Genomic DNA, 12,147 nt, shown 5'->3' with positions numbered 1-12,147 from the left:
GTGCTCCTGCTTTCGCAGGAACACGGCAGTGTGAGACGTTCTGCCTGCAAAAGCGCAAGTAAATATGGTTAACGGATCGGGCTCCTGCCTGATCCGTCGCTTAATCTGCGACCCTTCGATCGGGGGAGAGGCGCAAGGCAGGGACAGCCGGCCTCGAAAAGATACGGAACGCTACTCGTACTAAGCTTACGCAACACACACGGCATGAAGCCATTTACAGGCTGTACCCAACCTTGCCCGCTCCGAACGTGCGAAAGACTGGTCGGTTGCATGAACCGAAAATGTACGGGGATAAGTGCTGTTTGCGAAATGCGAGGAGGATCGCATTTCGAGGCGGCACCGACAGGCGCACATTCAGCAGCCTACGATTACTCCACCCGGACGAGCGCGCCGTCCTGCAGGCGCCTGTAGAAGCAGGTCGGGGCGTTGGTGTGACAGGCGGGGCCGTGGGGCTCGGCGCGCAACCAGATCGCGTCCTGATCGCAGTCGACGCGCAGCTCGACCACCTTCATCACATGGCCCGAGCTTTCGCCCTTCTTCCAGAGCCGCCCGCGCGAGCGCGACCAGAACCAGGCCTCGCCTGTCTCGATCGTGCGATCCAGCGCCTCCGCGTTCATGTGCGCCAGCATCAGCGGCTCGCCGGTTTCGGCATGCGTCACCACGGCGGTGACGAGGCCCGCCGCATCCCAGCGCGGCATCAGGGTGGTTCCGGTTTCGCGATCGTCCATGCGCGCCATGTAGGGGGCGGCGTGTGCGGACGGAAGCGGGCTGGCGGATGTGGGGGTGGTGCCGCGCGCCATCCGCCCCCATATGCCGGCGCGAACGGTTGGCTAAATACCGATCCGCACGCCGGAAAACAGGAAATGCGCCGGTCGCCCTCCCGATGGGGCGACAAAGGGCGATCGATCGCTTATGGGCATCGGGCACCGACGGAACGGACGATGCTGACCACCAATCCTTTTGAAACGATCGACGGCGATACGCTGCGCGAAGAATGCGGCGTCTTCGGTGTCTATGATGCCGAATCGGCGAGCGCGATCGCGGCACTCGGCCTCCACGCCCTCCAGCATCGCGGGCAGGAAGCCGCCGGCGTCACCAGCTGGGACGGCCACAATTTCCACACGCATCGCGCGATGGGCCATGTCGCGGGCAATTTCGATCGCGACGACATCATCCGCGCGCTCCCCGGGCGCGTCGCCTGCGGCCATGTGCGCTATTCCACGACGGGCGAGACGGCGCTGCGCAACGTGCAGCCGCTGTTCGCCGAACTGGCCAGCGGTGGTTTCGCGATCGCCCATAACGGCAATATTTCGAACGCGATGAAGCTGCGGCGCGATCTGATCCGCACCGGCTCCATCTTCCAGTCGACCAGCGATACCGAAACGATCATCCATCTGGTCGCCACCTCCACCTATCGCACGCTCATCGATCGCTTCATCGATGCGCTGCGCCGCGTGGAGGGCGCCTATTCGCTGATCTGCATGACACCCGAGGGCATGATCGCCTGCCGCGATCCGCTCGGCATCCGCCCGCTCGTGATGGGCAAATTGGGCGATGCGACGATCTTCGCCTCCGAGACGGTCGCGCTCGACGTGGTCGGCGCGGATTTCGTGCGCGAGCTGGAGCCGGGCGAACTGGTGACGGTGTCCGAAGCGGGCGTCCGTTCGATCAGCCCGTTCGGCAAGGCGCGCGGACGGCCGTGCGTGTTCGAGCATGTTTATTTCTCGCGGCCGGATTCGGTGCTGGACGGCACCTCGGTCTATTCGGTCCGCAAGGCGATCGGCGCGGAGCTGGCCAAGGAAGGCCCTGTCGACGCCGATTTCGTGATCCCCGTGCCCGATTCGGGCGTGCCGGCCGCGATCGGATACGCGCAGGAAAGCGGCATCCCGTTCGAGCTGGGCATCATCCGCTCGCATTATGTCGGCCGCACCTTCATCCAGCCGGCGGACAATATCCGCCATCTGGGCGTGAAGCTGAAGCACAATGCCAATCGCGCGCTGATCCAGGGCAAGCGCATCGTGCTGATCGACGATTCGATCGTGCGTGGCACGACCAGCCTGAAGATCGTGCAGATGATGCGCGATGCGGGCGCGACCGAAGTGCATATGCGCATCGCCAGCCCGCCGACGCGGCACAGCTGCTTCTACGGCGTGGATACGCCCGAGCGCGCCAAGCTGCTCGCCGCGCGCATGACCGTGCAGCAGATGGCGGATTTCATCCATGCGGACAGCCTTGGCTTCATCTCGGTCGATGGCCTGTACCGCGCGCTGGGCGAGGAAGGCCGCAATGCCGCGCAGCCCACGCGCTGCGACGCCTGCTTCACCGGCGATTATCCCACGCCGCTGACGGATCACGACGCGCAGACCGTGCCGGACCAGTTCGCCTTGCTCGACGAGCGCGTGCTGGCCTGAGGCTTTCTTGTCCGGCCAATCCCGCATAGCCTGACCGGCTCCCCTCCCTGCAAGGGAGGGGCTGGGGGTGGGTGGATCCGCTTGCGGCCGCCGTCGTCCGCCTCCAGCGACCCACCCCTCAGTCCCCTCCCTTCCAGGGAGGGGAGGAAAGAAGAGCATGACCCGTCCGCTCGAAAACCAGATCGCCCTCGTCACCGGCGCCAGCCGGGGTATCGGCGCTGCCACCGCCAAGGCGCTGGCGGCGGCCGGCGCGCATGTTCTGCTCGTGGCGCGAACCACCGGGGGGCTGGAGGAGACCGAGGAGGCGATCCACGCGGCGGGTGGCTCCTCGACGATCGCGCCGCTGGATTTGACGGACGGCAATTCGATCGGCCGACTGGCCGAGGCGGTGGCGGGCCGCTGGGAGAAGCTCGACCTGCTCGTGATCAACGCGGCCACGCTCGGGACCTTGAGCCCGGTGCCCGCGATCGATCCCAAGGAATATGCAAAGCTGCTGACGCTGAATGTCGGCGCGCCGCAGGCTTTGATCGCGGCGTTCGATCCGCTGCTGCGGAAGAGCGCGCGGGCGCGGGTGGCGGCGATCACGTCCAGCGTAGGCGCGCGGCCGCGGGCTTTCTGGGGCGCCTATGGATCGTCCAAGGCGGCGCTGGAAAATCTCATTCTCTCTTATGGCGAGGAGATGCAGGCGTTGGGCGATCTGCGCGTGGCGATCGTCGATCCGGGCGGCACCGCCACCGCGATGCGCGCCAAGGCCTTTCCGGGCGAGGATCCCGCGACGCTGAAATCGCCGGACGTGGTGGGCGGGGCGATCGCGGCGCTGCTCGCGAGCGATTTCGCGACGGGACACCGGATGCGCGTGGAGGGGTAAGCCCGCGAAGCGGCTCATTCCTTCTTTTTCTCTCCTCTGCGTCTCCGCGTCTCTGCGTGAACAAAAAAGAGATTCACGCGGAGGCGCGGAGAAAAAGAATGAGAGAGAGTGTGAGCCGGCCGCGCTTCAGGTTTTGATCTTTGCCGCTGCGGCCAAGGCTCGCTCCCGGCCTTCGCGGTGGCCGATCAGGGGGGCGGGATAGGCCTTCGGCGCGCAACCGGCACCGTGCGGATCGTGGATCGTGGTGTCGGGCAGGTCGCGCAGTTCCGGCACCCATAAGCGGATATAGTCGGCGGCGTCGAACTTGGGCGATTGGGTGAGCGGCGCCATGATCCGGCCGAACGGGTTGCTGTCGATCCCCGTGCCCGCGACCCACTGCCAGTTCACGCTGTTATTGCCGTAATCGGCATCGACCAGCGTCTCCCAGAACCAGCGCTCGCCGCGCCGCCAGTCGAGCAGGAGATGCTTGGTGAGGAAGCTGGCTGCGATCATGCGGACGCGATTGTGCATCCAGCCGGTCGCCCAGAGCTGGCGCATCCCGGCATCGACGATCGGATAGCCGGTGCGGCCTTCGGTCCACGCGTGGAAATCGCGATCGGCGGCGGCACCCGTTCGCCAGGGCAGGCGATCATAGGCGTCGCGGCCATTCTGGCGGCCGATCTTCGGATATTGATCGACGAGGTTGGCGGTGAAATCGCGCCAGCCGACCTCGCGCAGGAACGGATCGGCCGAGTGCGGTGCGGCGTCGTGCGCGGCGTGCCAGACGGCGGCGGGGGAGATTTCGCCGAAATGCAGATGCGGCGAGAGGCGTGAGCTGCCGTCGATCGAGGGCATGTTGCGATCGTGATCGTAGGCCGACACGCGATCCGCGAAATCCTCCATCGCCTCGGCCGCGCCGTCCTCGCCGGGTGTCCAGACGTCGAAGCCCTTGGCCCAGTCCGGCTTCGTGGGGAGCAGATCCCAATCCTCCAGCCGATCCGAGCGGATCTCGCCATGGCCGTGGAGATGTTTCGGCGCGGGCTGTGGCTTGGGTGGCGGCAACGTGGCGGCGAGTGCACGCCAGAAGGGGGTGAAGATGCGGTAGCGGCCGCCCGCACCCGTGCGGATCTCGCCGGGGTCGGCCAGTTGCTGGCCGGGGTGAAGAACGAGATCGAGCGTGCCGGCGAGCGCCTCTTCGGCCGCCTGCCACCACGGCTCGATATGGCGAAGGGCGTGGACGCGGGTGGCGCCCGATTCCTTCGCGACGGCGGTGACGGCGGTGACGGCCTCGCCCCGGCGCAGGATCAGGGGGATGCGGTGGCGGCCGAGCGATTTCGCGAGCGCGGTCAGGCTGTGGTGCAGCCACCAGCGCTGGGCGCCGCCGATGCGCCAGTCGCCGGGGCCGTCATCGTCCAGCACGTAGAGCGCGACGATCGGGCCCTCGCTCGCGGCGGCGGCGAGGGCGGCTTGGTCCGAAAGGCGGAGATCCTGGCGGAACCAGACGAGTGTGGGGGCTGTCATGCGCGCTGAACGGGTGAGGGGGCCGGGGGATGCGTGGTTTTATCCTCCCCTCCCTGAAAGGGATCGTTGCGAAATTCGTCAAAGCCATGATCCCGTTTGTGCTGAGCTTGTCGAAGCACCGTCCTTCTTAAAAGCACGAGAGAAAGAAGAACGGCACTTCGACAGGCTCAGTGCAAACGGAGTTAAAGAACGAACTACGTAACACTGTCATGCAGGGAGGGGAGAAGATTAGTTCGCTGCCGGGCCGACCTGTTTGGCGATGGCGCGGAGGAAGGGGCCGCGATCGGCTTCGGGGAGGGCTTTCAGCGCGGCCAGCACGCGCTCGCTCGCGCGGGTCCGCATCGCTCCCTGCACCACGTCCATCTGGCGCATGATGCCGGCGACGCGGTCCACGTCGATCGTGGGGACCATGATCGCGTTGGAGAGCTGATCCTTCAGCCCGGTCTGCTGATGCTTGAGCTGGGCATATTGGGGATCGCCCTGGCTATCCAGCTTGGTGAGGATCGCATTGCCCTGCGGCGAGACGCCGGGCAGATTGGTCGGGCGGCGCTGGGGCACGGGTGCCGGGGGCGGCGTCTGGGCAATGGCCGGAAGCGCGGCAAGACCGGCGAAAACGAAAGCGAGCAGATCGACCGGACGCATGAGCGGCCCTCCTTTCGTCGCTCCTTAGGACCGAGCCTTCCCACCAGCAATGGCGGGCGCGATGAGCCGCTGGACACGGGCCTTGATCGTGATGGCGACATGGGGGAAGTCGGCTGCGAACGAGAACGCCAGTCAGCGAGAGCGCATTTTCATGAGAGATCTTCCCTATCGCCCGGCCGCGGGCATCATGCTCCTGAACGAGGCGGGAAAGGTCTTCGTGGCGCGGCGGATCGATACCACCGCCGAGGCCTGGCAGATGCCGCAGGGCGGGCTCGATCCCGGCGAGGACGCGCAGGCGGGCGCGCTGCGCGAACTGGAGGAGGAGACGGGCATCCCCGCCGACAAGGTGGCGGTGATCGCGGAAGCGGCCGAGCCCCTGCTCTACGATCTGCCCGCCGATCTGCAGAAGAAGGTGTGGGGCGGCAAATATCGCGGGCAGAAGCAGCACTGGTTCCTGCTGCGCTTCCTGGGACGCGACGACGAGATCGACCTCGACACCAAGCATCCCGAATTCAACGCCTGGAAATGGGCGGAGCCGGCGGAGCTGCCAGTGCTGATCGTGCCGTTCAAGCAGCAATTGTATCGTGACGTGCTGGCCGCGTTCGCGGATCATCTGGCGAAGCCGGCATGAGCGGTGCTGCCCTGATGATGGCGCTGGCCGGCGCGCTGGGGCCGGAGCTGTCGTTCGAAACGCTGCCCGCGCCGCGCCTGCCCTATGCGCCGGAGGCTCCCGTGGTGGAGCAGCCGATGCTGGTGCTCGCCCCGCCGCCGCCGGGCCTGCCCGCGCCCGTGCGCACGATGATCGAGGCGGCGTACAAGACCGGCAACGACAAGACGATCAGCGACGTGGTCGGCTTGGCCAAGGACAATTTCCCGACCTATATCGCCGAGATCAACGGCGTGGCGCAGGTGCAGGCCGAAAGGCTCGCCGGCGTCCGCAAGGAAGCACAGGAGAAGGAGCAGGCACGCATCATGGCGGCGAGCTTCCTCCAGATCTGGAAGGGCGAGCTGGAAGCGGGCGGATCGCGCTCCACCGGCACCACGCGCACGACCAGCATCTATGCCTCGGCCAAGCTGCAGCGCGACGGCATACGCTGGCGCCAGAAGTTCAACGCGCGCCTCGATTTCCAGGATACGGATCACGAGCGGACGACCGAGCGCTGGCTGGCCGCGTGGCAGCCCAATTACAAGTTCAACGATTCGCGCTACGCATATGGCCTTGCCCAATATGAGCATGACCGCTTTCTGGGCATCCAGGCGCGCGGCACCTTCGGTACGGGTGTCGGCTTTCTCGTCGCCAGCCGATCGAACCTGAACATCACGCTGGAAGGCGGCCCGGCGATCCGCCGTACCGTCTATATCGACGAGGCGAACACGACGCGGCTGGCCGGTCGTGCCTCGATCTCCGCGATGTGGCAGATTTCGCCGACGCTCACCTTCCGGCAGGATGCGGCCTTCTTCTTCGAGGGCGACGATGCGACCGCATCGAACACCACAGCGCTGGAGACCAAGCTGCTCGGCGCGCTGAAGGCCAAACTCTCCTACAATCTCCAGTTCGAGCGCGAGACGCCCACCACCAGCCGCCAGCTGGATACGGTGACGCGCGCGACATTGGTCTACGGTTTCTGATGCGCGCGGTCGTCCGCGCGGCGCGATCGGCCGATCTGGAATCCCTGTACGAGATGGCGAAGCTGACGGGCGGGGGCTTCACCAACCTGCCCGCCGATCGCGATGCGCTGGCCGAGCGGCTGGCGGCGTCCGAGGCGGCCTATGCGCGCGACGAGGATGCGCTGGGCGACGACGTCTATCTGCTGATGCTGGAGGATCTGGAGACGAAGCGGATCGCCGGCACCGCGCAGATCATCACGCGCACCGGCCAGAAGGGCTCGTTCCATTCCTATCGCCGCACCACGCTGACGCAGCACAGCGCCGCCTTCGGCCGCAGCTTCCGCGCCGAGATGCTGGTGATGACGAACGATCTGGAAGGCTGCAGCGAGGTGGGCGGCCTGTTCCTCCATCCGCGCTACCGGGCCGGCGGGCTCGGCCTGCTGCTGGCGCGCAGCCGCTATCTGTTCATCAAGCATCATCGCGCGCGCTTTGCCGACAAGCTCATCGCGGAGCTGCGCGGCGTGATCGACGAAGGCGGCGGATCGCCGTTCTGGGACGGCGTCGGCGGGCGCTTCTTCCAGATGAGCTTCCGCGAGGCGGACGATTATAACGCCGTGAACGGCAACCAGCATCTGGCGGATCTGATGCCGCGCCATCCCATCTATCTGGCGATGCTGCCGGAAACGGCGCGCGCGGTGATCGGCGTGCCGCACGGCACCGGCCGCGCGGCGATGCGGATGCTGGAGCATGAGGGCTTTATTGACGAGGGTTATGTCGACATTTTCGAAGGCGGGCCGACGATGACCGTGATGGTCGATCGGCTGAAGACGATCCGCGAGGCGCGCGAAACGTGCGTGGCTTCGATTGGCGAGGGCGGGGGCGTGCGCTCGATCCTCGCCGCCGGGCGGCTGCGCGATTTCCGCGCGAGCTTCGCCTTGCTGGCGGAGACGGTGGCGGGGCTGGAGATTGACGGGCAGGCGGCCGAGGCGCTGGCGCTGCGGCCGGGGCATGAGGTGCTGCATGTCGCCCGTTGAGCTGCCCCTGGAGTCGACGGATCGCGAAAAGGCGGCAGCGCGGCTGGAGCAACTGGCGGCCGAGATCGCGCATCACAATCGCCTCTATCACGATCAGGACGCGCCCGAGATTTCGGACGGCGACTATGATGCGCTGATCCGCGAGAATCTGGCGCTGGAGGGGGCGTTCCCCGATCTGGTGCGCGCGGATTCGCCCAACGCGCAGGTGGGCGCGGAGCCGACCTCGGCGCTGGGCAAGGTGCGCCACGCCGTCCGCATGATGAGCCTCGACAACGGCTTTTCGGACGAGGACATCGCCGAATTCATCGCGCGCGTGCGCCGCTATCTGGCGCTGCCCGAGGATGCCGTACTGGCGCTGACCGCCGAGCCGAAGATCGATGGCCTCTCCTGCTCGCTGCGCTACGAGAAGGGCCATCTGGTGCAGGCCGCCACGCGCGGCGACGGCACGACCGGCGAGGACGTGACCGCCAATGTCCGCACGATCGCGGACATCGCGCAGACACTGAGCGGCGACGACGTGCCCGACATGTTCGAGGTGCGCGGCGAGGTCTATATGGCGAAGGAGGATTTCGCCGCGCTCAATGCGCGCCTGCTGGCGGAGGCCGAGGACCCTGAGAAAGCGCGCCGCTTCGCCAATCCGCGCAACGCCGCCGCCGGATCGCTGCGCCAGAAGGATCCCGCCGTCACCGCCAGCCGTCCGCTGCGCTTTCTGGCCCACGGCTGGGGCGAGGTGAGCGCGCTGCCGGCCGAGACGCAGACGGGCGTGATGCGCGCGATCGAGCGCTGGGGGCTGCCGGTTTCGGAGCTGCTCACCTGCGTCGACACGCTGGAAGCGTTGGTCGGCCATTATCGGATGATTGAGGCGAAGCGCGCCGATCTGCCGTTCGATATCGACGGCGTGGTCTACAAGGTCGATCGGCTCGACTGGCAGCAGCGTTTGGGCTTCGTCGCCAAGGCGCCGCGCTTCGCGATCGCGCACAAGTTCCCGGCCGAACGCGCGCAGACGACGCTGGAGGCGATCGACATCCAGGTGGGGCGCACGGGCAAGCTCACCCCCGTCGGCCGGCTGGTGCCGGTCACGGTGGGCGGCGTCGTCGTCTCGAACGTGACGCTGCACAATGCGGACGAGATCGCGCGGCTGGGCGTGCGGCCGGGCGACCGGATCGTGCTGCAGCGCGCGGGCGATGTGATCCCGCAGGTGGTCGACAATCTCACGCGTGACGAGGATCGCGCGCCGTTCGTCTATCCCGATCATTGCCCGGTCTGCGGATCGGAGGCGGTGCGCGAGGAAGGCGAGGTCGATATCCGCTGCACGGGCGGGCTGATCTGCGGGGCGCAGCGCTTCGAGCGGCTCCGCCATTTCGTCAGCCGGGGGGCGCTGGATATCGAAGGGCTGGGCGAGAAGACGATCGAGGAATTTCTCGCGCTCGGCTGGATCCGCGAGCCCGCCGACATGTTCCGTCTCGCCGCGCATCGCGAGGAATTGCTGGGGCGGGAGGGCTGGAAGGAGAAGTCGGTTGACAATCTCCTGGCGGCGATCGAGGCCAAGCGCGCGCCCGATGCGGCACGCCTGCTGTTCGGGCTCGGCATCCGTCATGTCGGCATCGTCACCGCGCGCGATCTGCTGAAGCGATACACGACCCTGCCCGCGATCCGGGCGCTGGCGGACGAGTTGATCGCTCTCCGGGACAATTTCCTGCGCGCGTTGGGCGAGGAGGATGGCCGCTTCCGCACGCGGATGGACAAGGCGATCGCGGAGCTGATCGGGGTCGAGAATGTCGGCGCGGCCGTCGGCCACGCGCTCGCGGACTTCTTCCACGAGCCGCATAACGTGCAGGTGTGGGCCGATCTGCTGGCCGAGGTGTCCCCGCCCGACTTCATCGTCGAGACGCAGGCGTCGAGCGTCTCCGGCAAGACCGTGGTGTTCACCGGCAAGCTGGAGACGATGAGCCGCGACGAGGCCAAGGCGCAGGCCGAGCGGCTCGGCGCCAAGGCGGCGGGATCGGTCTCGGCCAAGACCGATCTGGTCGTGGCGGGCACCGATGCGGGATCGAAGGCGAAGAAAGCCGCCGATCTGGGCGTGCGGGTGATCGACGAGGCGGGCTGGGCGGAAATCGTAAGGTCCGCCGGGATATAGCGGAGACGCGCTTGCGCCCGTCACGCGCTCCAGCCACAACGGGAGCATGGTCGAAGCGACGCCGCGCAAGATCCCCCTGATGTCGCTGGCGGGCCTTGGCATCGTCATCGTCGCCGGGCTGATCGCCTTGCTGATCGCCAGCGGTGTTTCGTCCAGCAATCGCTGGGCGGACCATTCGGTGCAGGTGCAGACGCGCATCGTGGAGCTGGGCGAGCGGCTGGCCACGCATGACGGAGCGTTGCGCGGCTACATGATCTCGCGTGAGCCCGCGATGCGCGACGATATGCGCGACAGCCGCCACGATATCCTGCTGCGCGTGGCCGAGCTGCGCGAGCTGCTGCGCGACAACGAGCCGCAGCTGCGCGAGATCGACGCGGTCGCCCCGCTGATCCGCCAGCGCCTGATCTATGGCGAGCATATGTCCGCCGAGCGCGACCACAAGCCGCTCTACGCGATGAACCTGAGCGCGGCGCAGCCGGGCAGCCTTCCCCTGATCCTGGCGATCCGCCAGCATCTGGGCCGCATGTTCGCGACGGAATCGGCGCTGCTGGCCGCGCGGCAGAAACAGGCGCAGCAGCGCACCGCCTTGCTGTCGATCGGGCTGGTGGCGACCGTGCTGCTGGTCGTCGTGATCGCCTATCTGACGATCTCGGAGGCGCAGGCCCGCTCCCTGTCGATCGAGGCCGCGCACCGCGAGGCGCGGGCTGCGGCCGAAGCGGCGGAGAGCGAGATGCGCGCGCGCGAACAGGTGGAGGAACAGCTCCGCCACATCCAGAAGATGGAATCGATCGGCCAGCTGACCGGCGGTATCGCGCACGATTTCAACAATATGCTCGCGGTGGTGATCGGCAGCCTGGATATGGCGCGGCGCCGGATCGACGATCCGGACCGGCTCCAGCGCAGCCTGGCGAGCGCGATGGAGGGCGCGGGGCGCGCCGCCTCGCTCGTCAGCCGTCTGCTCGCTTATTCGCGGCGCCAGTCGCTCGCGCCGGCGGCGGTGGATCCCAACCGGCTGGTGGGTGACATGTCCAACCTGCTCGGCCGCACGCTGGGCGAGGGGATCGAGGTGGAAACGGAGTTGGCCGGCGATATCTGGCCCACCTTCGTCGATCCGCTCCAGTTGGAAAATGCGATCGTCAATCTGGCGGTCAATGCGCGCGACGCGCTGGGCGGGCGCGGGCGCATGACGATCCGCACCGGCAATGCGACGCTGGACGAGGGTTATATCCGCTCGCATCCCGATGCCGCGCCGGGCGATTATGTGATGATCATGGTGCGCGATTTCGGATCGGGCATGCCGCCGGACGTGCTGGCGCGCGCCTTCGATCCCTTCTTCACCACCAAAGGAGTCGGCCGGGGCACCGGGCTGGGGCTCAGCCAGGTGTTCGGCTTCGTCAAGCAATCGGGCGGCCACATCGGCATCGAGAGCGTGGTGGGGCACGGGACGACGATCCGGCTGTTCCTTCCGCGGCACGAGGCGGCGCCCGCGATCGTGCGCGAGCCGGCGCCGGTGGCGGGCCCGGCGCCGGTGCGCGGCGGGGAGCGTATCCTGCTGGTGGAGGATGATGATCGCGTCCGCCAATTCTCGCGCGATGCGGTGGCCGATCTGGGCTATGTCGTGACGGCGGCCCCGGACGGCGTGGCCGCGCTGGCGCTGATCGAGCAGTCGCCCGATTATGCGATCCTCTTCACCGATGTGGTGATGCCCGGCATGGGCGGCACCGAGCTGGCGGCGGCCGCCCGCGAGAAGCAGCCGAACATCCGCATCCTCTACACGACCGGCTACGCCCACGAGGCGATCGCGCGGGAGGGGCTGCTGGAGCCGGGCGTGGATGTGCTGCTGAAGCCCTTCACCGTGGCCCAGCTCGCACAAAAGCTGCGCGATGTGCTCGATAAGGCCGGTCCGGACGCCGTTCAGGCGGCAGCCAGCGGCGGCAACGCATAAAA

Annotated in this window: 10 protein-coding genes; 7 read left to right on the top strand and 3 right to left on the bottom strand. The window is 67.3% G+C overall.

Features of this window, described 5'->3' with window-relative positions; genetic code table 11:
* Positions 1 to 368 precede the first annotated feature (368 nt).
* Entirely contained in the window at positions 369 to 728 is a 360-nt protein-coding gene (hisI, locus tag HL653_RS01335) for a phosphoribosyl-AMP cyclohydrolase (protein WP_171746709.1), read from the bottom strand.
* Positions 729 to 941: 213 nt separating this feature from the next.
* On the opposite strand from hisI, the gene purF reads away from it, so the two are divergent.
* Both purF and HL653_RS01325 read left to right on the top strand, forming a co-directional pair.
* Complete coding sequence (gene purF, locus HL653_RS01330; protein WP_171742908.1) at positions 942 to 2,411, top strand: amidophosphoribosyltransferase; 1,470 nt, start codon at positions 942 to 944, stop codon at positions 2,409 to 2,411.
* Between the two features lie 157 nt (positions 2,412 to 2,568).
* The gene (locus HL653_RS01325) at positions 2,569 to 3,279 is read left to right on the top strand and encodes an SDR family NAD(P)-dependent oxidoreductase (protein ID WP_171742907.1); all 711 of its coding nucleotides are present in this window, start codon (positions 2,569 to 2,571) and stop codon (positions 3,277 to 3,279) included.
* A gap of 126 nt (positions 3,280 to 3,405) precedes the next feature.
* Here HL653_RS01325 and HL653_RS01320 read toward each other — a convergent pair whose 3' ends face one another.
* Positions 3,406 to 4,779 (bottom strand): deoxyribodipyrimidine photo-lyase, encoded by a 1,374-nt coding sequence (locus tag HL653_RS01320; protein ID WP_171742906.1) that lies wholly within the window; start codon positions 4,777 to 4,779, stop codon positions 3,406 to 3,408.
* A 228-nt stretch (positions 4,780 to 5,007) separates the two neighbouring features.
* Positions 5,008 to 5,421 carry a hypothetical protein gene (locus HL653_RS01315; RefSeq protein ID WP_171742905.1) on the bottom strand — a complete coding sequence of 138 codons (414 nt, stop codon included), beginning with the start codon at positions 5,419 to 5,421 and terminating at the stop codon, positions 5,008 to 5,010.
* Between the two features lie 151 nt (positions 5,422 to 5,572).
* On the opposite strand from HL653_RS01315, the gene HL653_RS01310 reads away from it, so the two are divergent.
* The 5 genes from HL653_RS01310 to HL653_RS01290 are packed head-to-tail and all read left to right on the top strand — an operon-like array spanning position 5,573 to position 12,145.
* Positions 5,573 to 6,052, top strand: a complete 480-nt coding sequence (locus HL653_RS01310) for an RNA pyrophosphohydrolase (protein WP_171742904.1) — start codon at positions 5,573 to 5,575, stop codon at positions 6,050 to 6,052.
* Positions 6,049 to 7,050, top strand: coding sequence for a YdiY family protein (locus HL653_RS01305; protein ID WP_171742903.1), 1,002 nt, complete (start codon positions 6,049 to 6,051; stop codon positions 7,048 to 7,050). Before HL653_RS01310 ends, HL653_RS01305 begins: the two co-directional genes overlap by 4 nt.
* Positions 7,050 to 8,063 carry an arginine N-succinyltransferase gene (locus tag HL653_RS01300; RefSeq protein ID WP_171742902.1) on the top strand — a complete coding sequence of 338 codons (1,014 nt, stop codon included), beginning with the start codon at positions 7,050 to 7,052 and terminating at the stop codon, positions 8,061 to 8,063. The genes HL653_RS01305 and HL653_RS01300 overlap by 1 nt, the downstream gene beginning before the upstream one ends.
* Positions 8,050 to 10,200: an NAD-dependent DNA ligase LigA gene (gene ligA / locus HL653_RS01295; protein ID WP_171742901.1), complete on the top strand. Its 2,151-nt coding sequence runs from the start codon at positions 8,050 to 8,052 to the stop codon at positions 10,198 to 10,200. The genes HL653_RS01300 and ligA overlap by 14 nt, the downstream gene beginning before the upstream one ends.
* A gap of 46 nt (positions 10,201 to 10,246) precedes the next feature.
* A complete protein-coding gene (locus tag HL653_RS01290) occupies positions 10,247 to 12,145 on the top strand; it encodes a response regulator (protein ID WP_171742900.1) in 1,899 nt (632 codons plus the stop codon).
* Positions 12,146 to 12,147 lie beyond the last annotated feature (2 nt).

Source organism: Sphingomonas sp. AP4-R1, from assembly GCF_013113735.1.
GTDB lineage: Bacteria > Pseudomonadota > Alphaproteobacteria > Sphingomonadales > Sphingomonadaceae > Sphingomonas_I.
This window is presented reverse-complemented; position numbering and strand designations above follow the sequence as displayed.

What these genes read in the sequence shown, in the direction of transcription:
- hisI (WP_171746709.1), bottom strand. Translation starts at nt 728, where the DNA reads ATGGACGATCGCGAAACCGGAACCACCCTGATGCCGCGCTGGGATGCG.
- purF (WP_171742908.1), top strand. Translation starts at nt 942, where the DNA reads ATGCTGACCACCAATCCTTTTGAAACGATCGACGGCGATACGCTGCGC.
- HL653_RS01325 (WP_171742907.1), top strand. Translation starts at nt 2,569, where the DNA reads ATGACCCGTCCGCTCGAAAACCAGATCGCCCTCGTCACCGGCGCCAGC.
- HL653_RS01320 (WP_171742906.1), bottom strand. Translation starts at nt 4,779, where the DNA reads ATGACAGCCCCCACACTCGTCTGGTTCCGCCAGGATCTCCGCCTTTCG.
- HL653_RS01315 (WP_171742905.1), bottom strand. Translation starts at nt 5,421, where the DNA reads ATGCGTCCGGTCGATCTGCTCGCTTTCGTTTTCGCCGGTCTTGCCGCG.
- HL653_RS01310 (WP_171742904.1), top strand. Translation starts at nt 5,573, where the DNA reads ATGAGAGATCTTCCCTATCGCCCGGCCGCGGGCATCATGCTCCTGAAC.
- HL653_RS01305 (WP_171742903.1), top strand. Translation starts at nt 6,049, where the DNA reads ATGAGCGGTGCTGCCCTGATGATGGCGCTGGCCGGCGCGCTGGGGCCG.
- HL653_RS01300 (WP_171742902.1), top strand. Translation starts at nt 7,050, where the DNA reads ATGCGCGCGGTCGTCCGCGCGGCGCGATCGGCCGATCTGGAATCCCTG.
- ligA (WP_171742901.1), top strand. Translation starts at nt 8,050, where the DNA reads ATGTCGCCCGTTGAGCTGCCCCTGGAGTCGACGGATCGCGAAAAGGCG.
- HL653_RS01290 (WP_171742900.1), top strand. Translation starts at nt 10,247, where the DNA reads ATGGTCGAAGCGACGCCGCGCAAGATCCCCCTGATGTCGCTGGCGGGC.